General features: G+C 52.3%; 21 protein-coding genes. 10 read left to right on the forward strand and 11 right to left on the reverse strand.

Translation table 11 applies throughout. From position 1 onward, the window contains the following. Window positions 1-210 precede the first annotated feature (210 nt). From GF617_RS14810 to yiaY, 6 genes are all read left to right on the forward strand, one after another. Window positions 211-567 (forward strand): DUF3302 domain-containing protein, encoded by a 357-nt coding sequence (locus tag GF617_RS14810; protein WP_181621735.1) that lies wholly within the window; start codon window positions 211-213, stop codon window positions 565-567. 2 nt (window positions 568-569) lie between these two features. After that, window positions 570-1,706: an HlyD family secretion protein gene (locus GF617_RS14815; protein ID WP_181621736.1), complete on the forward strand. Its 1,137-nt coding sequence runs from the start codon at window positions 570-572 to the stop codon at window positions 1,704-1,706. Window positions 1,707-1,796: 90 nt separating this feature from the next. Next, complete coding sequence (locus tag GF617_RS14820) at window positions 1,797-2,405, forward strand: glutathione S-transferase (RefSeq protein ID WP_181621737.1); 609 nt, start codon at window positions 1,797-1,799, stop codon at window positions 2,403-2,405. 101 nt (window positions 2,406-2,506) lie between these two features. After that, on the forward strand, window positions 2,507-3,892 hold the full coding sequence (gene selA / locus GF617_RS14825; RefSeq protein WP_203451988.1) for an L-seryl-tRNA(Sec) selenium transferase: 1,386 nt from the start codon (window positions 2,507-2,509) through the stop codon (window positions 3,890-3,892). Next, complete coding sequence (selB, locus tag GF617_RS14830) at window positions 3,889-5,760, forward strand: selenocysteine-specific translation elongation factor (protein ID WP_203451989.1); 1,872 nt, start codon at window positions 3,889-3,891, stop codon at window positions 5,758-5,760. Before selA ends, selB begins: the two co-directional genes overlap by 4 nt. A 151-nt stretch (window positions 5,761-5,911) precedes the next feature. Then, complete coding sequence (gene yiaY, locus GF617_RS14835) at window positions 5,912-7,063, forward strand: L-threonine dehydrogenase (RefSeq protein ID WP_181621740.1); 1,152 nt, start codon at window positions 5,912-5,914, stop codon at window positions 7,061-7,063. 38 nt (window positions 7,064-7,101) lie between these two features. Here yiaY and GF617_RS14840 read toward each other — a convergent pair whose 3' ends face one another. After that, a complete protein-coding gene (locus tag GF617_RS14840; RefSeq protein WP_181621741.1) occupies window positions 7,102-7,539 on the reverse strand; it encodes a glyoxalase in 438 nt (145 codons plus the stop codon). A gap of 164 nt (window positions 7,540-7,703) precedes the next feature. Here GF617_RS14840 and aldB point away from each other — a divergent pair, with 164 nt between their 5' ends. After that, the gene (aldB, locus tag GF617_RS14845; protein ID WP_203451990.1) at window positions 7,704-9,242 is read left to right on the forward strand and encodes an aldehyde dehydrogenase AldB; all 1,539 of its coding nucleotides are present in this window, start codon (window positions 7,704-7,706) and stop codon (window positions 9,240-9,242) included. Here the strand turns inward: aldB and GF617_RS14850 are convergent. Further along, window positions 9,239-10,204, reverse strand: coding sequence for a LysR family transcriptional regulator (locus GF617_RS14850; RefSeq protein WP_181621743.1), 966 nt, complete (start codon window positions 10,202-10,204; stop codon window positions 9,239-9,241). The two genes, aldB and GF617_RS14850, sit on opposite strands and share 4 nt — an antisense overlap. A gap of 116 nt (window positions 10,205-10,320) precedes the next feature. Between GF617_RS14850 and GF617_RS14855 the strand changes: the two genes are divergently transcribed. Then, window positions 10,321-11,061, forward strand: coding sequence for a MipA/OmpV family protein (locus GF617_RS14855; protein WP_203451991.1), 741 nt, complete (start codon window positions 10,321-10,323; stop codon window positions 11,059-11,061). Between the two features lie 227 nt (window positions 11,062-11,288). On the opposite strand, the gene araD is transcribed toward GF617_RS14855, so the two are convergent. From araD to yiaK, 8 genes are read right to left on the reverse strand one after another with little or no spacing between them, the layout of a single operon-like run. Beyond that, window positions 11,289-11,984 (reverse strand): L-ribulose-5-phosphate 4-epimerase, encoded by a 696-nt coding sequence (gene araD / locus GF617_RS14860; RefSeq protein ID WP_181621745.1) that lies wholly within the window; start codon window positions 11,982-11,984, stop codon window positions 11,289-11,291. Beyond that, on the reverse strand, window positions 11,978-12,838 hold the full coding sequence (locus GF617_RS14865; RefSeq protein WP_203451992.1) for an L-ribulose-5-phosphate 3-epimerase: 861 nt from the start codon (window positions 12,836-12,838) through the stop codon (window positions 11,978-11,980). Before GF617_RS14865 ends, araD begins: the two co-directional genes overlap by 7 nt. After that, a complete protein-coding gene (ulaD, locus tag GF617_RS14870; protein ID WP_181621747.1) occupies window positions 12,820-13,494 on the reverse strand; it encodes a 3-keto-L-gulonate-6-phosphate decarboxylase UlaD in 675 nt (224 codons plus the stop codon). The genes GF617_RS14865 and ulaD overlap by 19 nt, the downstream gene beginning before the upstream one ends. Beyond that, window positions 13,491-14,996 carry an FGGY-family carbohydrate kinase gene (locus GF617_RS14875; RefSeq protein ID WP_181621748.1) on the reverse strand — a complete coding sequence of 502 codons (1,506 nt, stop codon included), beginning with the start codon at window positions 14,994-14,996 and terminating at the stop codon, window positions 13,491-13,493. Before GF617_RS14875 ends, ulaD begins: the two co-directional genes overlap by 4 nt. Window positions 14,997-15,050: 54 nt before the next feature. Beyond that, window positions 15,051-16,370, reverse strand: a complete 1,320-nt coding sequence (locus GF617_RS14880; protein ID WP_181621749.1) for an MFS transporter — start codon at window positions 16,368-16,370, stop codon at window positions 15,051-15,053. Between the two features lie 47 nt (window positions 16,371-16,417). Further along, window positions 16,418-17,344, reverse strand: coding sequence for a DUF4862 family protein (locus GF617_RS14885; RefSeq protein ID WP_181621750.1), 927 nt, complete (start codon window positions 17,342-17,344; stop codon window positions 16,418-16,420). 27 nt (window positions 17,345-17,371) lie between these two features. Continuing rightward, on the reverse strand, window positions 17,372-17,839 hold the full coding sequence (locus GF617_RS14890) for a YhcH/YjgK/YiaL family protein (protein ID WP_181621751.1): 468 nt from the start codon (window positions 17,837-17,839) through the stop codon (window positions 17,372-17,374). A gap of 11 nt (window positions 17,840-17,850) precedes the next feature. After that, complete coding sequence (yiaK, locus tag GF617_RS14895; RefSeq protein WP_181621752.1) at window positions 17,851-18,849, reverse strand: 3-dehydro-L-gulonate 2-dehydrogenase; 999 nt, start codon at window positions 18,847-18,849, stop codon at window positions 17,851-17,853. 226 nt (window positions 18,850-19,075) lie between these two features. Between yiaK and yiaJ the strand changes: the two genes are divergently transcribed. Both yiaJ and GF617_RS14905 read left to right on the forward strand, forming a co-directional pair. Then, window positions 19,076-19,891 carry an IclR family transcriptional regulator YiaJ gene (gene yiaJ / locus GF617_RS14900; RefSeq protein WP_181621753.1) on the forward strand — a complete coding sequence of 272 codons (816 nt, stop codon included), beginning with the start codon at window positions 19,076-19,078 and terminating at the stop codon, window positions 19,889-19,891. Window positions 19,892-20,017: 126 nt separating this feature from the next. Beyond that, window positions 20,018-20,479 carry a 4Fe-4S dicluster domain-containing protein gene (locus GF617_RS14905; RefSeq protein WP_203451999.1) on the forward strand — a complete coding sequence of 154 codons (462 nt, stop codon included), beginning with the start codon at window positions 20,018-20,020 and terminating at the stop codon, window positions 20,477-20,479. A 360-nt stretch (window positions 20,480-20,839) separates the two neighbouring features. On the opposite strand, the gene avtA is transcribed toward GF617_RS14905, so the two are convergent. Further along, window positions 20,840-22,096, reverse strand: coding sequence for a valine--pyruvate transaminase (gene avtA, locus GF617_RS14910; RefSeq protein ID WP_181621754.1), 1,257 nt, complete (start codon window positions 22,094-22,096; stop codon window positions 20,840-20,842). Window positions 22,097-22,172 lie beyond the last annotated feature (76 nt).

The raw sequence follows: 22,172 nt of genomic DNA on the forward strand, positions 1-22,172 counted from the left end.
AAACCTGGATTACGCTCATATTGTAAACTGTAGTCTATTATTTTCAGGATATATTTTGACACGTTTATAAACTTGCGCGGAGATATAATAAAAAACCATACTCCCCGGCTCTGATATATAGGTGCGAGCTTTTGTGCCTAAATGAATTAATTTGGTCGCGAACCATTTTATTATTTTAATGAGTTGATAAAGTTTTTTAGTGAGGCAAATATGTTTCTCAACTATTTTGCGCTGGGCGTATTGATCTTCGTATTCCTGGTTCTGTTTTATGGAATCATCGCGATCCATGATATCCCCTATAATATGGCCAAAAAGCGTAATCATCCCCATGCTGATGCTATCCATACGGCGGGCTGGATAAGCCTGTTCACTTTGCACGCTATTTGGCCGTTCCTCTGGATTTGGGCAACGCTGTACCAGCCAGAGCGAGGCTGGGGGATGCAAAACCACATCTCGTCGCCCGATGAGGTCCCCGGCATGGACGTACTTTCTAAACGCGTCGCTGAGTTAGAAAAAAAACTGGCTGCGGTAAATGTTACCGCCGATAAGAACACAGCGGAGCGTTAATCATGGATCTGTTGATTATATTGACCTATGTGGCGTTCGCCTGGGCAATTTTTAAAATATTCCGCATTCCCGTGAACCAATGGACGCTTGCAACCGCCACATTAGGTGGTGTGTTTATTGTGGCAGGATTGATTTTATTGATGAACTATAACCACCCGTATACGTTTATGGCACAGAAAGCGGTTATTTCGATTCCGATTACGCCACAGGTAACAGGGGTCGTGAGCGAGGTGACAGATAAAAATAACCAGCTCATTAAAAAAGGTGAGGTGTTATTTAAACTCGATCCGGTACGTTATCAGGCGCGAGTCGACAGATTGCAGGCTGACCTGGTGACGGCGACGCACAATATTGATGTGCTGAAAGCCCAACTCTCTGAAGCACAAGCCAATACCACTCGCGTGTCGGCAGAACGTGACCGCCTGTATAAAGATTACCAGCGTTACCTGAAGGGGAGCCAGGCGAAAGTTAATCCCTTCTCTGAGAGTGATATCGATACCGCACGGCAAAATTACCTGGCGCAGGATGCGCTGGTGAAAGGCTCAGTTGCAGAGCAGACACAGATTCAAAGCCAGTTAGACAGTATGGTTAATGGCGAACAGTCGCAGATTGCCTCCCTGCGGGCGCAACTGGCGGAAGCCAAATACAATCTGGATCAAACCATCGTGCGTGCGCCCAGCAATGGTTATGTTACACAGGTATTGATCCGCCCAGGAACTTACGCCGCTGCGCTGCCACTGCGCCCGGTGATGGTGTTTATTCCCGAGCAGAAACGCCAGATTGTTGCGCAGTTCCGTCAGAACTCCTTGTTGCGCCTGAAGCCGGGTGATGAGGCAGAAGTCGTGTTCAATGCCCTGCCAGGCCAGGTGTTCTCCGGTAAACTCACCAGTATTCTGCCCGTCGTACCTGGTGGTTCCTACCAGGCTCAGGGAGCATTACAGTCGTTGACGGTTGTTCCGGGGACCGATGGTGTACTGGCAACGATAGAGCTGGCTCCGAATGCCGATGTGGATGCGTTGCCTGACGGTATTTATGCACAGGTTGCAGTCTATTCGGACCATTTTGCTCACGTCTCGGTGATGCGTAAGGTGCTGTTGCGCATGACCAGCTGGATGCACTATCTCTATCTCGATCACTAACCTCCAGAGGCAGGAATGCGATATGCATACCTGCCTTTTTTTCGTTGCGTGTTCCATACTGACCTCTTTGCGAACATCAAGGAGCAGGCAATGAAACTTATCGGCAGTTATACCAGTCCTTTTGTGCGAAAAATCTCGATTCTCTTACTGGAGAAGGGCATTGCGTTTGAGTTTGTTAATGAACAGCCCTACAACGCGGAAAATGGCGTCGCCCAGTACAATCCTTTGGGGAAGGTTCCGGCGCTGGTCACGGATGAGGGTGAGTACTGGTTCGACTCGCCGATCATTGCGGAATACATTGAGTTGTTAGGCATTGCCCCGGCGATGCTGCCATCTGAGCCAAAAGAGGCTCTTGCCGTGAAACAGATTGAAGCCCTGGCCGATGGTATCATGGATGCGGCGCTGGTCTCTGTGCGTGAACAGGCGCGCCCTGCGGCTCAACAGTCTGAAGCCGAGCTATTACGTCAGCGTGAAAAGATTAGCCGCAGTCTCGATATGTGCGAAACGCTCATTCGGGAGGGAAAAATACGATGTGATAGCCTGAATCTGGCGACAATCGCCATTGCCTGTGCGATTGGCTATCTCAATTTCCGTCATGTCTCTCCTGGCTGGTGTGTGGAACGTCCACTGCTGGTGAAGCTCGCGGATACCCTCTTCCAGCGTGAAAGTTTTGCCCGTACGGAACCGCCAAAGGCTTGACTCGGGTTATAACACTTCACGGCTGGGCGCTGTAGAATCCCTCCCCACAGGACTCTCCTCCCGCCGGGAGGGGGGATGATTTTCAATCGCCAGGCGTTGTCATGACTACTCATCATTCTCTTTATAGCCTTATTCCTGCTACCGATCGCCTGCTCCGTGAGCCTCTTTTCCTTACGGTGCTGGAAAGATTCGGCCATTCTGCAACGGTCGATATGCTGCGACAGCTACAGGAGGAGGCCCGTGGATCGATCCAGGCAGAAAACGCCTTGCCAGCCTGGTGTGCTGACTGGAGACAGGAAGCCGAAAAGAGGTTGGCAGCGAAATCGCAGAATGCTTTGCGCCCGGTGATAAACCTCACGGGTACAGTACTGCATACCAATCTGGGGCGTGCTCCGCAGGCAGAAGAGGCGGTGAATGCTGTGGCGCAAGCTATGCGTTCACCCGTCACACTGGAGTACGATCTTGACGGTGCTGGACGAGGGCATCGCGATCGAGCACTGGCGGATATTCTCTGTCAGCTCACCGGAGCCGAAGATGCCTGCATTGTGAATAACAATGCGGCAGCCGTGCTATTGATGCTGGCGGCAACAGCCAGTGGCAAAGAGGTGGTGGTGTCGCGGGGTGAGCTGGTTGAGATTGGTGGCGCGTTCCGCATTCCTGATGTGATGCGCCAGGCGGGCTGTACGTTGCATGAGGTGGGTACAACGAACCGGACGCATGCCAAAGATTATCGTGTCGCAGTGAACGAAAATACGGCCTTGCTGATGAAAGTGCATACCAGTAATTATCAGATTGAGGGCTTTACCAAAACGGTTGCAGAGGCTGAGCTGGCAGAGATTGGTCATGAGCTTGATGTGCCCGTGATTGTTGACCTGGGTAGCGGTTCGCTGGTGGATCTTAGCCTGTACGGGCTGCCGAAAGAACCAATGCCGCAGGAGATGATTGCGACGGGCGTGAGCCTGGTCAGTTTTTCTGGCGACAAATTGCTGGGAGGGCCTCAGGCGGGGATTATCGTCGGTAAGCGTGAGCTGATTGCGAAGTTGCAGCAACACCCTCTAAAACGCGCTTTGCGTGCGGATAAAATGACGCTGGCAGCACTGGAAGCCACGCTCAGGCTCTACCTCCACCCGGAGAAACTGGCGCAACGCTTGCCGACACTGCGTCTGCTTACGCGGGATGCCGCTGCCATCCGTGACCAGGCGGAGCGGCTACAGGCAATGATTGCACCACAGTACCCCGATTTTGAGGTTCGCGTAGAACCTTGCCAGTCACAGATTGGTAGCGGCTCGCTTCCGGTGGACAGGCTGCCCAGCGCGGCGCTAACGTTTACGCCCGGTAACGGGCGTGGTAGCCAGCTTGAAGCGTTGTCTGAACGCTTACGCGCACGATCAACGCCGATCATTGGCCGTATTTATGATGGCCGCCTGTGGCTGGATCTACGCTGTCTTGAAAATGAAGAGCGATTTCTGGAGATGATGTTGAAATGATTATTGCCACCGCCGGTCACGTTGACCACGGAAAAACCACGTTATTGCAGGCCATTACCGGCGTAAATGCTGACCGCCTGCCGGAAGAGAAAAAACGAGGCATGACCATCGATCTGGGCTATGCCTACTGGCCGCAGCCCGATGGCCGCGTTCTGGGTTTTATTGATGTCCCCGGCCACGAAAAATTTCTTTCCAATATGTTGGCGGGTGTGGGCGGCATTGACCACGCACTGCTGGTGGTGGCATGTGACGATGGCGTGATGGCGCAAACCCGGGAGCATCTGGCGATCCTGCAACTGACAGGCAACCCGCAACTCACTGTTGTGCTAACCAAAGCCGACCGCGTGGATGAGGCGCGTATCGATGCGGTGCATGCAGAAGTTCAGGCCACGCTGCGTGATTATGGTTTTGCCGATGCGCCCCTTTACGTGACGGTGGCAACCGAAGGACGCGGTATTGATGAACTACGTGAACATTTACAGCATCTTACTGCACGCGAGCACGCCAGTGACCACAGCTTTCGTTTAGCCATCGACAGAGCATTTACCGTAAAAGGCGCAGGACTGGTCGTCACCGGTACGGCGTTAAGTGGTGAAGTGAATGTGGGCGATACGTTATGGTTGACGGGCGTTAACAAACCGATGCGTGTTCGTGCGTTGCATGCGCAAAACCAGCCTGTTGAACAGGCCCATGCCGGACAGCGTATCGCACTGAATATCGCAGGTGATGCTGAAAAAGAGCAGCTTAATCGCGGGGACTGGTTGCTGGCCGATGCGCCACCTGAGCCTTCAGAGCGAGTGATTGTTTCCCTTCAGGCCCATATCCCGTTAAGCCAATGGCAACCGCTGCATATTCACCATGCCGCCAGCCATGTGACCGGGCGCGTGTCATTGCTTGAAAATGACCTCGCGGAACTGGTCTTTGATTCGCCGCTATGGCTTGCGGATAACGATCGCCTGGTGCTGAGGGATATTTCTGCCAGGGTGACTCTCGCCGGGGCGCGAGTTGTGACACTGAATCCGCCGCGCCGCGGTAAACGTAAACCTGAATACCTGCAGTGGCTGGCAGCCCTGGCGCAGGCAAAAGAGGATGCTGCTGCACTCGGGATCCATCTTAATCGCGGTGCGGTAAACCTGGCGGACTTTGCCTGGGCACGTCAGTTAAGTGGTGAAGGCTTACGCAAGCTGACCCAGCAGCCAGGCTTCATCCAGGCAGGTTACAGCCTGTTGAATGCCGTCGTGGCCGCGACATGGCAGAGAAAAATCCTCAATACGCTTGCTACCTATCACCAGCAACACCTGGATGAACCAGGCCCTGGGCGGGAAAGATTGCGACGTATGGCTCTGCCGATGGAAGATGATGCCCTGGTTCTGCTGTTGATTGAGCAGATGCGGGAAAGTGGTGTCATCCACAGTCACCACGGCTGGCTGCATCTGCCTGATCACAAAGCGGGCTTTACGGCCGAGCAACAGGCGGTATGGCAAAAAGTCGCCCCCCTGTTTGCTGATGAGCCCTGGTGGGTGCGTGATTTAGCGCAGCATAGCTCCACCGATGAAGCCATGATGCGGCAGGTACTGCGCCTTGCGGCACAGCAGGGGCTTATCGTGGCGATCGTTAAAGATCGCTATTACCGTAACGATCGTATCGTGGCGTTTGCCAGTTTGATTCGCGAGCTGGATCTGGAGCGAGGTTCAACGTGTGCTGCGGATTTCCGCGATCGACTCAACGTCGGGCGTAAATTGGCCATTCAAATTCTGGAATATTTTAACCGGATTGGTTTTACGCGACGTCGTGGGAATGACCATTTGCTTCGGGACTCATTATTATTCCCGGAAGCAAACTCTGTGATTAATACAGAAAATAAATAGATATAAGTTGATTTATATATTAATAAACACTTTCGCAGGCTTAAAATTATTCAACCTGCGAAAGTGCATACAAAAATAGGTTTTTGATCAACTTTTTAAATTTATCTTTTACGTATGCTTCCGGCTCTTTTTATTCCTTTGAGGAAATATCATGGCTGCATCCGTATTTTATATTCCGTCCGTGAATATTATTGGTTCTGATTCATTAGGCAGCGCAATGGATACCATGCGCGCTTACGGCTGGCGTCGCGCACTGATTGTGACTGATGCGATGTTGAGTAAGCTGGGAATGGCCGCTGAGATTCAAATTGCACTGAAAGAGCGCGATATCACCAGTGTTATTTATGATGGTACACACCCTAACCCGACGACTGCCAATGTGGCGGCAGGTCTGGCTATGTTAAAAGAAAATAAATGTGATTGTGTTATTTCCCTGGGCGGTGGTTCACCACATGATTGCGCAAAAGGTATTGCGCTGGTGGCGGCTAATGGCGGCGATATTCGCGATTATGAAGGGGTTGATCGTTCGGAAAAACCACAATTACCGATGATTGCCATTAATACCACCGCAGGCACGGCTTCTGAGATGACGCGTTTCTGCATTATTACCGATGAAGCTCGCCATATTAAAATGGCTATTGTCGATAAACATGTGACCCCGGTGCTGTCTGTAAATGATTCATCACTGATGGTCGGTATGCCTAAGTCGCTGACGGCGGCAACCGGTATGGATGCGTTAACCCACGCCATTGAAGCGTATGTCTCAATTGCCGCAACGCCGATTACCGATGCATGCGCGCTGAAAGCCGTGACCATGATTGCTGAAAACCTGATTCAGGCTGTTGAAGAGGGGAGTGATGCAGAGGCGCGTGAAGCGATGGCCTACGCGCAATTCCTGGCAGGAATGGCGTTTAACAATGCCTCTTTGGGCTATGTACATGCCATGGCGCACCAGTTGGGCGGGTTCTACGATCTGCCGCACGGGGTGTGCAACGCTGTGCTTCTGCCACATGTTCAGGTCTTTAACTGCAAGGTTGCGGCGGCTCGTCTGCGTGACTGTGCAAGCGCCATGGGTGTGGACGTTAGTCATATGGATGCTGAGCAGGGCGCTCAGGCGTGTATCGCAGAAATTCGTGCCCTGGCAGGCAAAGTGAATATTCCGGCTGGTCTGCGCGATTTAGGCGTGAAGGAAGAGGATATTCCTGTTCTGGCGACCAATGCTCTGAAAGATGCGTGCGGGTTTACTAACCCAATCCAGGCTACGCACGACGAAATCATGGCGATTTATCGCGCTGCAATGTAATTGTGTTTTACGGGCCTGTGAATACAGGCCTTTTTTACTTACCCGCGCAACCAGGGGGTAATCGTTACCCCGGTCAGCAGGCCTTCCGGGCTAAGTAACCGGGTGACGGTCTGTCCCCACGGTTCTTCCCGTTTTGCAATGAGCAAAGTGTACCCTTGTGTGATGAGTGCATCGGTTGCGGTGTCGATATCCTGCACTTCAAACTCGATCCAGGCCTGAGGAACAGGCACGTCTGCAGGCCATTGTTCTGAACCAAAACAAGAGCTGGCAGCCTGAGAAAGTGGCCAGAGCGCAAAGTGCTTCACACCGGAGAGTTGGTCCTGCTCCGTGAGCAAATAATCTTCGTTGCCTTCCATGGGCTTTAGCGGTAGCCCAAGTGTTCGCAGGTAAAAAGATGTACTGGTCTCGGTATGGCGGGTGATTGGCCCAAAACCTGCGACAAACAACACCTCGACACCTGTTATTTCATGTTCCATTTCCTCTCCCTGAAGATCGATTTGAGTGGCACATCACTATTACAAATTACGTTGTTGTTTACTCCTCTTTAATCCGTGATACCCGTCGTAAAGCTGTAAACGACTGGCGAGAAAATCGCCAGTCGTGACTACCCTTATTAGACACCAACAGCAAGGAGATGGTCATGACGAATAATCCTCCCTCATCACGTATTCAGCCTAGCGAGTATGGTTTTCCCCTTAAGTTAAAACCCCGATATGACAACTTCATTGGCGGCGACTGGGTCGCGCCTGTCGACGGTGAATACTATTCGAACCTGACGCCTGTTACCGGTCAGCCGCTGTGCGAGATCGCCAGCTCAGGCAAAAAGGACATCGATCTGGCGCTGGATGCGGCACACAAGATTAAGGACCAATGGGGGCACACGTCTGTCCAGGACAGAGCCGCCATTTTGTTCAAAATTGCCGATCGAATGGAGCAGAACCTGGAGCTACTGGCCACGGCAGAAACGTGGGATAACGGTAAACCGATCCGTGAAACCATGGCTGCGGATGTGCCGCTGGCAATTGATCATTTCCGTTATTTCGCCTCCTGTATTCGTGCTCAGGAAGGGGGGATAAGCGAGGTGGATAACGACACTGTCGCTTACCACTTCCATGAACCTCTGGGCGTGGTTGGACAAATCATCCCGTGGAACTTCCCGTTGCTGATGGCGAGCTGGAAGATGGCCCCGGCGCTGGCGGCGGGCAACTGCGTGGTGCTTAAACCTGCACGCTTAACGCCGCTGTCGGTATTACTGCTGATGGAGGTGATTGGTGATCTGTTGCCGCCAGGGGTTATCAACGTGGTTAACGGTGCTGGTGGGGAGATAGGTGAATATCTCGCCACCTCAAAACGCATTGCGAAGGTGGCGTTTACCGGGTCAACAGAAGTCGGCCAGCAAATCATGCAGTATGCGACCCAGAACATCATTCCGGTGACGCTGGAACTGGGCGGAAAATCGCCGAACATTTTCTTTGCAGACGTTATGGATGAAGAAGATGCCTTCTTCGATAAGGCGCTGGAAGGGTTCGCGTTATTTGCCTTCAACCAGGGTGAAGTTTGTACCTGCCCAAGCCGTGCGCTGGTGCAGGAATCTATCTATGAGCGTTTTATGGAACGTGCCATTCGCCGCGTGGAGGCGATCCGCAGCGGTAACCCGCTGGATAGCGTCACACAGATGGGTGCGCAGGTTTCACATGGCCAGCTCGATACCATCCTCAATTACATTGATATTGGTAAGAAAGAGGGGGCAGACGTTCTGACCGGTGGGCGGCGTAAGTTGTTAGGGGGGGATCTCAACGAGGGCTACTATCTTGAGCCGACCATCCTGTTTGGTAAGAACAACATGCGCGTCTTCCAGGAGGAGATTTTTGGCCCGGTACTGGCTGTGACAACCTTCAAAACGATGGAGGAAGCGCTGGAGATTGCCAACGATACGCAATATGGGCTGGGTGCTGGCGTCTGGAGCCGCAACGGTAATTTGGCCTATAAAATGGGACGTGGAATTCAGGCCGGACGTGTCTGGACCAACTGTTATCACGCTTACCCGGCACACGCGGCATTTGGTGGTTACAAACAGTCGGGGATTGGGCGCGAAACGCACAAAATGATGCTGGAGCATTACCAGCAAACGAAGTGTCTGTTGGTCAGTTATTCTGATAAACCGCTCGGGCTGTTTTAATCATCCAGTCCAGGCCGCCCTCTGGCGGCCTGGCTGATTTGCTGGCGCAGGCAGTTTAGTACGCCATCCAGGACGTATTGTACTCGCCAGGGTTGATATTCGCGTTTGCGGAATATGGCGGTGAGATCAAGCCACCACTCTTCCTGATGGGGGAAGCATGGCACGAGTGAGCCATGTTTAAGCTCTTTTCTCAGGCTCTCTTTGGGGGCGAAAACAATGCCAAGGTTATTTCTGGCCAGTTCCAGCGCGGCCTGAGTATTATCGCAAATATAATTCCCGGTGACTTTGTAATCGAGAATATCATCGCTGCCATGTGCCCTGAAACGCCAGATGTTAGCATCATCAACCAGCATCGAGTCGATTAATATACACGAGTGATGAATTAATTCATCAGGGCCACTTATTGGGTTTTTATTTAAATATTCTTCGGTGGCAAAAGCGGTGACGGAATATTTGGTAAGGACGCTTGCCACCAGATTTTCATCTTTTGGCGGTGCATAGGTAATTAAAATATCGCAGTCGTCGGGAAATGATACACCCTCAGAAAATTCATTACGATCAAGATTATATGTTTTCAACGAGAGACGGATATCGCCGATCTCTTCAATCTTGTGAATCACATGGCGAGCCAGATAGGTCACGATACCGGTAGGCGCATAGATGGTGACTTTTCCTCGTTTTTCATGTTTGTAATCTGCAATAAAATTAATGAGTTGGCTATTTTTTTCCAGTGAAGCATTTACATAGGGTAGTAAAGCCTCACCAAACTGTGTAAGCGCCAGCTGGCGGGTGGTGCGTTCAAAAACCTTTAGGCCAACACGCGTTTCAAAATCAGATAAATATTTACTCACATTGGCCTGCGCCATCCCTAATAATGCAGCGGCATCACCAATGCTGCGAGTCGCGGCAATGACTGAAATCATTTTCAATTCACGAGGTTTTAATTGTAGTTTATTCATCATGCGCGCTCATCTATATGATTTTATATATAATATTATATAAACTGCGTCGTTGCATTGGTAAATTTGTAACCATTATTATTCGCCCCGCTTGATTGGCGTATAATGGATTGCATGGAATGATTATCAAAAAGAATTTGCTCATCGCCGCCGCATTATTTTCGACATCATCAGCGATGGCTGATGAGTTTTCCCTTGGAGCAGGGGCAGTATTTAATGAATTACCGTATAAAGGGTATAACGAAAACATCTCAGCCGTACCGTTAATCAGTTATGAAGGTGATCACTTTTATGTTCGCCAGACTGCGGCCGGCTGGATTGTGTGGGAAGACAGCAAAAATGAAATTAGCCTGACCGCAGCCTGGATGCCGCTGCATTTTGATCCTGACGATAATGATGATCATGCCATGAAACAGTTGGATGAACGTAAAGCCTCTGTGTTTCTGGGCGGTGCATATTATCGTCATGAACACTGGGGTAGCCTGAAATTCGCGGTTGGCGCTGACGCGATGGATGAAAGTGGGGGGGTCGTCGGTGAGTTGTCCTATTTCCATCCTCTGCGCATGGAACGTCTGACCCTGACTCCTTCCGTAGGTGTTTTCTATTATGACGAAAGCTTCAATGACTACTATTACGGTGTTTCCGGCAGTGAGTCTCGCCGTAGCGGTCTGAATGAATACGCCGCAGGCGACAGCTGGAGCCCGTATATTGGCCTTTCCGCCAAATATCAACTGACGCAGAGCCTGTTCGTCAATGCCAGCGCGGTGTATACCGTATTGCCCGATGACGTAAAAAACAGCCCAATGGTTGACCGTGATGACAGTTTCGTCCTGATGACGGGGATGAGCTGGCGTTTCTGAGGGATGAGAACAGCACCCAGGAACGAGGCTTGAGCCTGATTTGCCTGGCGCTGCTGCGCTTATCTGATCTGGCGGGTTTTCTCAGATCCACATAAGCGCAACGCCGCCGGGCATTTTATTGCAGCAGTAGCTGCAATTTTTTTAGCAATATCACGCGTTATGCTTTCTTTCCACTCAGGGTTTTCCATGCAGGAGTAACACCAGGCGAACAGTGCAGGATGTTGCGGTTATTGTCCGTAATACGCATTCGCCCCGTGTTTGCGCAGATAGTGTTTATCCAGTAGCTCCTGCTGCATCACCGGAAGCTGAGGAGCAAGCTGGCGCGAAAACAGGCCCATATAGGCGCACTCCTCCAGTACCACAGCATTATGCACGGCATCAGCGGCATTTTTCCCCCAGGCAAATGGGCCGTGGGAGTGAACCAGTACCGCCGGGATCTGCATGGGGCTCAGGTCGCGCTCTTCGAAGGTTTTGATGATCACTTCCCCTGTCTGGTATTCGTATTCACCTTCAATTTCTGTCGTGGTCATCAGACGCGTGCAAGGGATTGCACCGTAGAAGTAGTCGGCGTGCGTGGTTCCCCAGGCGGGTAAATCCAGCCCCGCCTGTGACCAGATGGTAGCGTGGCGCGAGTGGGTATGGACAATACCGCCAATTTCCGGGTAACGACGATACAGTGCGAGGTGGGTTGGCGTATCGGAAGAGGGTTTTTTACTGCCCTCCACCACGTTTCCCGTAGCAATGTCCACGACGACCATATCATTCGCGGTCATCACCTCGTACTCCACGCCGGACGGTTTGATCACCATCAGGCCGCGTTCACGATCAACGGCACTAACGTTGCCCCAGGTGAATGTCACCAGTTGGTGGGCCGGTAGCGCCAGGTTTGCCGCCAGCACTTCCGCTTTGAGTTGTTCTAACATGTCATGCCTCCTTCCTGCATACGAGCCTCTATCCAGCGACGCGCCTGTATAATTTCCAGAACCGGCTCTTTGGCTTTTTCGGTCCACATTTCAATGAGAAACGCCCCGCGATAATTCAGTTGATTCAGGGTGTTAAATACACCGACAAAATCAACACACCCTTCGCCGAATGGCACATCGCGAAACTGTCCAGGGCTTTGCTCGGTAACTGGCTGGGTATCTTTCAGATGGATGGCGGCGATACGGTCAATGCCCAGCGTGAGCTCGGCGGTGACATCGTTGCCCCACGCACTCAGGTTGCCGACGTCCGGGTACACGCTAAACCACGGTGAGGCCAGCATGTCATCCCACTTTTTCCATTTGCTGATGGAGTTCATAAACGCGGTATCCATGATCTCTACTGCCAGCATCACTTGTGCCGCAGCGGCCTGTTCCACCGCCCACGCCAGCCCTTCGGCAAAGCGTTGCTGTGTACCTTCGTCATGTTCTTCGTAATAAACGTCATACCCTGCCAGTTGAATGGTGCGGATGCCTAAATCCCGCGCCAGCCTGATGGCTTTCGTCATGATCTCGCGAGCACGTTCGCGTACGGCTTCATCCCGGCTGCCGAAGGGGAAGCGGCGGTGGGCAGACAAACACATTGACGGGATCGATACCCCGGTCTCCAGCATCGCCTCAACCAACGAAGCCCGCTGCGTCGTACTCCATTCGAGGCGCGACAAGCGCTCGTCGGTTTCATCTACCGACATTTCGACGAAATCGAAGCCGCAACTTTTCGCCAGAACCAGACGCTCCGGCCAGGTGAGGTCTTTCGACAGCGCTTTTTCATAAATGCCTAACGGGTGCTGGCGCATGATGATTCTCCCCAGATGTTGCGGATTTGCGTGTGGAATTCGTGTGCGACTTGCGGTGGATTGGCTGCGCCTGCCAGCGCCCGTCCGGCGATAAATGCCTTAACGTTGATCTGCTTAAACAGCGGCAGATCGGCAGGGGTAATACCGCCGGTAATGGAAAGCTGCAAACCGATATCCGACAGTGCTTTCATTTTGGCGAGATCCGCTTCCCCCCACTGCTGGCCGCTGGCCTGGGCATCACGCCCACGGTGGTAGATTGCCTGTTTCACTCCCACGCGATACCACGCACGAGCATCCTCCAGCGTCCAGTTGCCAAACAATTCCATCTGGATTTCGCCGCCGCAGGCTGTTGCTACCTCATGGCCTTTTTCGACGGTCGCCAGCGGTGCAGCGCAGATGATGGTCATCCAGTTCGCGCCAGCCCCAAATGCTTGCTGCGCCAGCGTTTCACCAGCATCAGCAACCTTCCAGTCGGCTACGATAATTTTCTCCGGGCACTGGGTGCGTAATGCCCGCACAGCGTTTAACCCTTCGGTCAGACACAAAATTGTGCCTGCTTCGACGATATCGACGTGGCCCTGCAACAGAGCGACATCACGCTGTGCCGCCGGAAGAGAGGTATGGTCGAGCGCCAGTTGAAGTAATGGTCGGCTCATAAGTCGTACTCCTTAATGCGGGCGTGATAGCCCTGTAATGCTGAAATCAGTCGCTGGTAACGGTGATATTTACGCTGGTAGGCCGCATGGGCGCACATGTCGGGTTCAACCACCCGGATATCATGTTTGAGGGCACGTTGTGCCGCGTAAAAATCGGGATAAATACCTGTGCCGACGAGGGCTGCCAGTGCCGCGCCGGAACAGCCTGTTTCTTCAACCTGTGGCAGTTCAATGGCCAGGCCGCTGACATCAGCCAGCATTTGCATCCACACATCCGAATGGGTTGGGCCGCCTGTAACGCGCAATGTCTGCACATGGGTAAAGCGTTCGAGCATGCGATTGAGGTGCGTCATATGGCTGAACACCACGCCCTCATACACGGCCTGCAACAGGTGTGCGCGGGTGTGTAAGGCCTGCATTCCGTAAAACCCGCTGGTCATTTCCAGCCCGGCATTACTGCCGTAGAGAAAAGGCAGGAAGAACACATCGCTTTCGGCTTTTGGCAGGCTGGCAACAGCCTGGTTTATCTCCCCGAACGACATGTCACCCCATTGCGCGGTCAACCATTCCAGATTGCCGGATGAGGTTGGACTGGCCTCGTGGACGATGTACTGCTGTGGGTGAACGTAACGGCCATACACATATGGAAAGGGTTCGTTATCGCGAATACCGTTAGCGATACCGCTGGTCACGGCCCAGGTTCCCATGACTGCGTTAAGCGTATTTTCATCGTGCAGTCCGGCGCAGATCGCGGTGGAAACCACATCAAACAGTCCACCAACGACGGGGGTTCCCGCCGTGAGACCGGTCAGTGCGGCTGCCTGAGCGGTGATTTCCCCGCAAATTTCTGCTGAACCGAAAATGGGTGGGAGTGCACTATCAATTTCACCGATCCCGAGCCAGCGAGTGAGCTGTGGATCGTATTTGCCGGTGTTCATGTTGTAGAGATTGGATTCCGAGATATTGCTCTCTTCACACCCTTTTACGCCCGTCAGACACCAGCGCAGATAATCGTGCGCCATCATTACGCAGCCGATCTGCTGATACCGCTGTGGCTCATTCTCTTTAACCCAGCGCAAAAGCGACGCAGGGTGTCCCGTCCAGAGCGTCTGGCGCGTGTGGGGATAGAGCGTTTCGGGAATACCGTCCTGCTGCCAGCGCTGCACAATATCCAGCGCTCTGCGATCTGATGAGAGCATGGCATGGCCTAGCGGCTGGTCATTTTTATCAAGAAGAAACAGCCCCTTACCCTGTGCAGAGATACCAATGCCCTTGATCTGTTCTCCACTGACGCTCGCTTTTTTGAGTAACAGCGCGACGGTTGCATGGCAGTGCTGCCAGAGCTGGTGCATATCCCGTTCGGCATAGCCGGGGCGTGGGCTGAGGGTGGCGACAGACCGCCGCTCAATACAGACTTCTTTTCCCTGGCTGTTATACAAACCGGCTTTCAGATAAGTACCGCCACAATCGATACCCAGCCAGAAGGGTTCTTTTTCACTCATCTTTGACTCTCTTGTATTTCACCCTCTCCCTGTGGGAGAGGGTGGTGTGAGGCATCAGGCTGCACGCTTATGCGGATTCACCGTGGGATTGGGTTCTGCACCGGCATCGCATTTCGCTGGTAACAGCAGCGCCAGCAGTGAGGCCAGAGCCAGGGAAATGGCCAGGCAGTAAACCCCGGCATCTTTGCTGTACAAGGTGATCAGCACGCCGACGGCATACGGGCCACAGAATCCACCGAGGTTACCCAGGGCGTTAATCACCCCGCGTGCACCGCCGGCCATCTCTGCACTGAACAGACGAGCCGGAATGGTCCAGAACACTCCCGCAGCGGATTGCAGGAAGAAGCCACAGCCCACCAGCGCGGCATAGGCCAGCCAGATGTTTTCTTTCAACGCGACGGAGAGGAACATACAAATCGCAAAACCAATCAGCGGCAGTGAGACGAACAGCTTGCGCTTGCCTGTGCGGTCAGACAGTGTGGAGAACAGGAACATACCTGCAATTGCACCGATGTAAGGCAGTACAGCAAGCATTCCGACCTGACCAATGCTGGAATGTGTCAGCTCTTTCAGGATGGTGGGTAGCCAGAGGGTATAACCGTAAATTCCGGTCTGGTAGAAGAAGTTAAGCGCGATGAGCTGCCACATGGTTTTGTCGGACAGCACGGCACTCAGCGACGCGTTTTTCACCTCTTTACCCGCAATGGCGCGTTGCTCCGCCGCCAGGGTTTGCACCAGATAGTTTTTCTCTGCCTCGGAGATCCAGCGCGCTTCCTGTGGTCGGTCATAGACTGTCAATGCCCACAGTACCAGCACAACAATAGACATCAGACCTTCGATGATGAACAGCCAGCGCCAGTCGAGTGCAGTAATGATCCATCCGGATAGCGGTGCGGTGATGATTCCCGCAATAGGAACAAACATAATCACAATGGCGTTAGCGCGGCCCCGTTCGGCATCCGGGAACCAGTTACTGATCATCGTGAGCACAACCGGTAGCATCCCGCCTTCTGCCACCCCGAGTAAAAAGCGCAGTACCAGCAGTTGGTACTGGTTGGTGACGACACCGGTCAGTACCGAAATGACCGCCCAGGCAACCAGCGACCAACCGATGAATTTTTTACCACTGCCGTGTACGGCAATCTTGCCGCCGGGAACTTGCAGGAACAGATAACCGATGAAGAATATCCCGCCAGCCAGACCTGCCATGGTGGCAGAAATACCCAGCTCTTCATCCATGCCGCCAGGCATAGCAAAAGCGATGTTCACACGGTCCATATAAGAAATAATGCAGGCAATGAGAATCGGTGGGATGATTCTGAGCCAGCGCTGACGCGGAATATCCGCATGTTGGGCATTAGAGGAAGTGTTCATATTTAACGTCTCATTAAATGTAACCGGAAAAAGATTATTTTTTATTGTTATTTCGTTGCTTTATTTAGAGCGCTAATACCGTCGCGCAAAATGGCGATGCGATGGCTGACGTCAGCATTAGCATTTATTTCCAGTAATTTAATACCGGAGAATTTCAATGTTGCGGTGTTCGCCGCAGTAAATAATGTTTTTGCATGATCAGTTGTCATTAAACTGTCGGCGCAGAATGAAGAAAAGGGTGCGTGGAGATCCTGCCAGTCACCATACTCCCCGCCTGCAGTTGTACCCGAAAACATCAATGCGCCCAATTTTCCAGCGTTGAGCGTGGCCTGGACATGCTCGAGGGGTAAGGTCGTATTGCGTCCTTCAATGGCTGAGCGTGCCCAGTTAATACACACGCTGATGTCTGTTGCTTTTACCACATCCAGCACCTGCGCTAACGGTAAAAACCCTTTGCGTGGTGCGCTGCCGGTCATGGCATCACAATGTTCAAGTACCAGATCGCATGACCAGTCCCAGCTCACGATTTCGCGGATGGAGCGGGAGAAGGCGTCAGTCGCTTGATCAACCGACACGTTACCTGCCTGAGGCGCTGCCTGCATCTCAAGCGTGATCACTTTTCCAGGATAACGAGCATTCACCGCATGAATTTTCTGACGCAAGTGGCGGTAAAACTCGATGCTGGCTTTGCGTTGATCTTCATCGGCAGAGGCCAGGCCAAACCCGCCGTTCGTGCCACGGCGTCGCATGGTTTCCATGACTGCAGTGACCACGATTTGCCAGTCCCCTGGCGTGTGACGAAACAGCCATTCATCACCATAAGGGTGGAGATCCTCAAGGCAAGGCTGTTCCAGACCGCGGATATGCGGCGTATCAGCAAGTTCTCGCCAGAATGCCTGTTCTTCTTGTTCCCCTTTCTGGTGAAACGAGGGTGCGCAGGGGTACGCACCAATGATAAAACCGGCGTGATTCATGGTATTTTCCTGTATTGATCAGATGAATTAATTTAATTCGCTGATAGCCACTTTCACTACAATCTTACGAATTGCAGATTCCTTGTTTTTAATACAGGCAGGACGGTGTACATCCTGCGGGAAAAATATGGCGTAACTGCCTGGTATCATTTCTATAAACGATTCATTTTCACTGGCGTGATAAAAGATAATATCGCGCTGTTCCAGAAGTGATTCGCTTATTTCGTTATTACCGGTATCAATGGCAATACCAATTTTTTCTTCGCCCCATGCCAGAAATTGAATATCAAGATAGCGGCGGTGTACTTCAGGCCGGTTCTCGTGCTGCTCTCTGGTGTGGAGATCGAGCACCTGCGCAAAGATGTTGCGCCCGTCGATCTCTACCACGCCTGGCGCAAGCGTTGAGAAATCCGTGGTGCGCAGAAAATCGAGCGCTTTTTCAATCGCCAGCGGCAGGCGACAGGGGTTTGGTTGCGAAATATGTCCGAATATCATGATGTCACTCCTTACAGCGACTGAATTTTCGCCCACACGCTGTCGTCGACCGTAATGCCGTTGCGGCGGTTTTCTTCGAGCAGACGTGTAAATTCATGCCCTGGCAGACGGATAGCGACGTTTTCGTCGGAACGGTCGGCGGTGGTGATGAAATCCATGATCCGCTGGAGTTTGGCGTCACGGGTTGGGCCGTCAATCAGCTTATCGACTTCAATGGCGATGAAGATCTGCGACACGCCATACTCATCGCTGTTGTCCTGAGTGACTTCTGCCACGGATGAGCCGTTTGAGAGCAGGGTGGCGATCATGTCGAGCACGATGGATAAACCGGAGCCTTTCCAGTAGCCCATTGGCAGGATGCGACGGTTTTTCTCGATCACGCCAGGCTCTTTTGTGAGGTTGCCTTCATCATCAAATCCGCCATCTACCGGCAGTTCGCGCCCGGCCAGGCGATTCACTTCCAGCATGCCGTAGGAGAACATCGACATGGACATGTCTACCATCGTGATAGGCGTGGAGGGGATGGCGACGATCAGCGGGTTTGTCCCGATACGACACTCTTTTGCGCCCCACGGTGGCATAACGGCAATAGAGTTGGTCCAGCAGATCCCGATGTAACCTTTCTCGGCAGCCTGCCAGCCGTAGCTACCGCCACGCATCCAGTGGTTCGCATTACGCAGTGCCACCAGGCCAATTCCGTGGTCGGAGGCCAGCTCGGTGGCGCGATCCATCATCTTTTTCGCCGTCAGATTGCCGATTGAACGTTGGGCATCCCACTGTTCGATCGCACCCAGCGTGGTGACACGCTTCGGCTGGGCGTCAGGAATAATGTCGCCAGCATCGAGTTGCTGGATAAAACGTGGAAAACGATTCACGCCATGGGAATAGACGCCGGATTCTGTGGTGCGGGCAAACATTTCAGCGCACGCCTCAGCGGTGTCGGCTTTCACTCCGCGATCGAGCAAAACCCGATTGAACGCGTTTTTTAACTCTTCAAAGGTCACTTTCATCCCTGTTCTCCTGTTCTTTTTTAGGGGGAGGTGTGAGTGCTTTTTTATCTCTAAATTTCACTATGCGAAATCTGATTTCAAATATAGCGATCAATTTTTGTCAGATCAACGACATTCATGTTTTTCAAAATCTATTAAAATCAAATGGTTGTGTTTTTTATGCTGAGATCGTGAACTGAGCCACACTTTGCGCTACCATCAGGGCGCGATAAAAAGGAGCTATTTAATGAGCATGAAAGAGAGCGAAATGACGCAAGAAAAAGAGAGGCCAGCCGGTAGCCAGAGCTTGTTTCGCGGCCTGATGCTGATTGAGATCCTCAGTAACTATCCGAATGGTTGTCCGCTAGCGCATTTATCTGAGCTTGCCGGGCTAAACAAGAGCACCGTGCATCGGTTGCTGCAAGGGCTGCAGTCGTGCGGCTATGTGACCCCAGCGCCTGCGGCGGGTAGCTATCGCCTGACCACGAAATTTATCGCCGTGGGGCAAAAAGCATTGTCGTCACTGAATATTATTCATGTGGCGGCTCCACACCTTGAAGCGCTGAACATCGCGACCGGCGAAACGGTGAATTTCTCCAGCCGGGAAGATGATCACGCCATTCTGATTTATAAGCTGGAACCGACGACCGGGATGCTGCGTACGCGCGCTTATATCGGCCAGCATATGCCGCTGTATTGTTCCGCGATGGGTAAAATCTACATGGCGTTTGGCCATCAGGATTACGTCGCGAGCTACTGGGATAGCCACCAGGAGCAGATCCAGCCGCTGACCCGCAATACCATCACTGAACTGAGCGCGATGTATGATGAACTGGCTGAAATCCGCGATCACAGCATGGCGATGGATAAAGAAGAGAATGAGCTGGGGGTATCCTGTATCGCTGTGCCAGTTTTTGATATTCATGGCCGCGTGCCATTCGCGATCTCCATTTCTCTTTCCACATCCCGCATGAAGCAGATTGGTGAAAAGAACTTGCTGAAACCTCTGCGTGAAACTGCTGAAGCCATCTCGCGCGAACTCGGCTTCACCGTTCGCGATTAAGCTTCTGGCAAAAGGCCAGATACGATGGCAGATGCCACAAATCTGGTCTCTTTCCCTTGCGCGATCAAAGCGCGACTTTCCGCTTTTCTGGCAATCTGGTTTTTTACCAATGGACGGAGCCGGGAAATGAACCGTTTTATTCTTGCGGATTCGGGAAAATGTATAGGTTGTCGCACTTGTGAAGTGGCTTGTGTCGTGGCGCATCAGCCCGAACAAGATTGCGCTCGGCTTTCGTCAGAACGCTTCGTCCCGCGAATTCAGGTTGTCAAAGGGAGTACCTTTTCCACTGCGGTTGCCTGCCATCACTGCGAAGATCCACCCTGCGGTAATGTCTGCCCTACAGGGGCAATTCGTCGTGAACGGGACAGGATCAGCGTCGATCAGCAGCGCTGCATTGGTTGTAAAAGTTGCGTCCTGGCGTGTCCGTTTGGCGCGATGCAGGTTGTTATGCAGGATGCTCACGCCCAGGCGATTAAGTGCGATTTATGTCAGCATCGCACGCAAGGACCGGCATGCGTTGAAGCGTGCCCGACTCAGGCGCTGTCTTGCATTGATGTCACCCCGCTACGCGCGTCAAGGCTACAGTAATTTATTGAAATTACATGAAAATGTCAGGTTATCGTCCCCGTCATCTCCTGCCGATACCGGATGTTGTGAACTGATGTGGGCCATTGGTATTCAGTCCCGGCGCAGGATAACGGGTGTGCTGATTCAGTGAGTCAGATGATAGGTGTGACCGTGTAGTCTGGCCTGAAGGGCGTAATCATCCTGCCTGTCGCTGTAATCCACGCCTTCTGTGACGTTAAATTGCGTTTTTTTGTCAATACAATGGGATAGCCAAAATGCACCCCACTGTTTATTTTTTCCGCAGTCGAAGAGGATTTATCATTAATTCAAGTTGCCGAGCGCGAAAAATAAGGCTCTTCGATTTGAAGAGCCTTATTTCTGTTAACAATGGCTTTCTTGCCAGGCAATGTTGATCTCTTCGGCGAGGATTTTCACTCCTGCTTCAATCTTCTCAGGGTCTGGGACATAGTTCATGCGCATACACTGGTGTGTGTGCGGCCAGGGTTTATCCAGCCCTGGGAAGAAATAGTCACCAGGAACCATCAAGACACCACGTTTTTTCAAACGCTGATAGAGCAATTCGGTCGTGACAGGCAGGTCTTTAAACCATAACCACAGGAATATTGCCCCTTCTGGTTTATGTATCAGGCAACGTTCTTCAGGCAAATAGCGACGAATGATCGCAATCGTCTCCTGAACTCGCTGGTAATAGAAAGGTTTAATGACGTCATTGGACAGACGCAGCAGGTCATTGCGTTTGATCATCTCGCACATCATCGCCGGGCCGATGCCGCCGGGTGAGAGACTGATAATGCCATTCATATTGGTAATAGCAGTGATGATTTTTTCATTGGCAATGATGATCCCGCAGCGACTGCCAGGAAGCCCGAGTTTGGAGAGGCTCATACACAACACGATGTTCGGATTCCACAGCGGGCGGGCTTCGCTGAAGATAATGCCAGGGAACGGTACGCCGTAAGCATTATCGATGACCAGCGGGATGCCATGTTGATTGGCCAACATATCCAGCTTTATCAACTCGTCATCGGTAATCACGTTGCCGGTTGGGTTGGTTGGGCGCGACACGCAGATCATGCCCGTATCTTCACCAATGTGTAGATGCTCGAAATCGACGTGATATTTGAACTGACCTTCCGGGAGCAGCTCGATATTGGGACGCGCGGAGACAAACAGATCTTCTTCCAGGCCTGAATCGGCATAACCGATATACTCCGGAGTGAGCGGGAAGAGCACTTTTTTGGTACTGCCGTCGGCGCGGCGTCCTGCGAACAGGTTAAACAAGTAGAAAAATGCGCTTTGGCTGCCGTTTGTCAGTGCAATATTCTGTGGATCAATATCCCAGCCTAGCTCTTCGCGTAGCATGTCTGCGAGCAACGTAAGTAGCTCGGTTTTCCCCTGAGGCCCATCGTAATTGCACAGCGCCTCAGTGGCTTTTCCGCTTTCCAGCATCTGAGCCAGCAGAGTCTGGAAATATTCATTCATGGCCGGGATTTGTGCCGGGTTTCCGCCGCCGAGCATGATTGCGCCCGGTGTGCGCAGCCCGTCGTTGAGATCCTCCATCAGGCGGGTAATGCCTGAATGGCGGGTAAATTTGTCGCCGAAAAGTGAAAACGTCATAGCAGGTGATCTGTCGGGCTTATTTTAAAAGTGGGTAACCATAACGCTAGCATCGTGCGGGTGCAAATCGAGAGAT

It is taken from the genome of Lelliottia sp. RWM.1 (assembly GCF_016859735.1).
Lineage (GTDB): Bacteria > Pseudomonadota > Gammaproteobacteria > Enterobacterales > Enterobacteriaceae > Enterobacter.

What these genes read in the sequence shown, in the direction of transcription:
- selA (WP_203451988.1), top strand. Translation starts at nt 2,507, where the DNA reads ATGACTACTCATCATTCTCTTTATAGCCTTATTCCTGCTACCGATCGC.
- GF617_RS14855 (WP_203451991.1), top strand. Translation starts at nt 10,321, where the DNA reads ATGATTATCAAAAAGAATTTGCTCATCGCCGCCGCATTATTTTCGACA.
- yiaK (WP_181621752.1), bottom strand. Translation starts at nt 18,849, where the DNA reads ATGAAAGTGACCTTTGAAGAGTTAAAAAACGCGTTCAATCGGGTTTTG.
- GF617_RS14865 (WP_203451992.1), bottom strand. Translation starts at nt 12,838, where the DNA reads ATGCGCCAGCACCCGTTAGGCATTTATGAAAAAGCGCTGTCGAAAGAC.
- araD (WP_181621745.1), bottom strand. Translation starts at nt 11,984, where the DNA reads ATGTTAGAACAACTCAAAGCGGAAGTGCTGGCGGCAAACCTGGCGCTA.
- GF617_RS14810 (WP_181621735.1), top strand. Translation starts at nt 211, where the DNA reads ATGTTTCTCAACTATTTTGCGCTGGGCGTATTGATCTTCGTATTCCTG.
- GF617_RS14885 (WP_181621750.1), bottom strand. Translation starts at nt 17,344, where the DNA reads ATGAATCACGCCGGTTTTATCATTGGTGCGTACCCCTGCGCACCCTCG.
- GF617_RS14820 (WP_181621737.1), top strand. Translation starts at nt 1,797, where the DNA reads ATGAAACTTATCGGCAGTTATACCAGTCCTTTTGTGCGAAAAATCTCG.
- selB (WP_203451989.1), top strand. Translation starts at nt 3,889, where the DNA reads ATGATTATTGCCACCGCCGGTCACGTTGACCACGGAAAAACCACGTTA.
- ulaD (WP_181621747.1), bottom strand. Translation starts at nt 13,494, where the DNA reads ATGAGCCGACCATTACTTCAACTGGCGCTCGACCATACCTCTCTTCCG.
- GF617_RS14850 (WP_181621743.1), bottom strand. Translation starts at nt 10,204, where the DNA reads ATGATGAATAAACTACAATTAAAACCTCGTGAATTGAAAATGATTTCA.
- yiaY (WP_181621740.1), top strand. Translation starts at nt 5,912, where the DNA reads ATGGCTGCATCCGTATTTTATATTCCGTCCGTGAATATTATTGGTTCT.
- GF617_RS14840 (WP_181621741.1), bottom strand. Translation starts at nt 7,539, where the DNA reads ATGGAACATGAAATAACAGGTGTCGAGGTGTTGTTTGTCGCAGGTTTT.
- GF617_RS14875 (WP_181621748.1), bottom strand. Translation starts at nt 14,996, where the DNA reads ATGAGTGAAAAAGAACCCTTCTGGCTGGGTATCGATTGTGGCGGTACT.
- yiaJ (WP_181621753.1), top strand. Translation starts at nt 19,076, where the DNA reads ATGAGCATGAAAGAGAGCGAAATGACGCAAGAAAAAGAGAGGCCAGCC.
- GF617_RS14905 (WP_203451999.1), top strand. Translation starts at nt 20,018, where the DNA reads ATGAACCGTTTTATTCTTGCGGATTCGGGAAAATGTATAGGTTGTCGC.
- GF617_RS14815 (WP_181621736.1), top strand. Translation starts at nt 570, where the DNA reads ATGGATCTGTTGATTATATTGACCTATGTGGCGTTCGCCTGGGCAATT.
- GF617_RS14880 (WP_181621749.1), bottom strand. Translation starts at nt 16,370, where the DNA reads ATGAACACTTCCTCTAATGCCCAACATGCGGATATTCCGCGTCAGCGC.
- avtA (WP_181621754.1), bottom strand. Translation starts at nt 22,096, where the DNA reads ATGACGTTTTCACTTTTCGGCGACAAATTTACCCGCCATTCAGGCATT.
- GF617_RS14890 (WP_181621751.1), bottom strand. Translation starts at nt 17,839, where the DNA reads ATGATATTCGGACATATTTCGCAACCAAACCCCTGTCGCCTGCCGCTG.
- aldB (WP_203451990.1), top strand. Translation starts at nt 7,704, where the DNA reads ATGACGAATAATCCTCCCTCATCACGTATTCAGCCTAGCGAGTATGGT.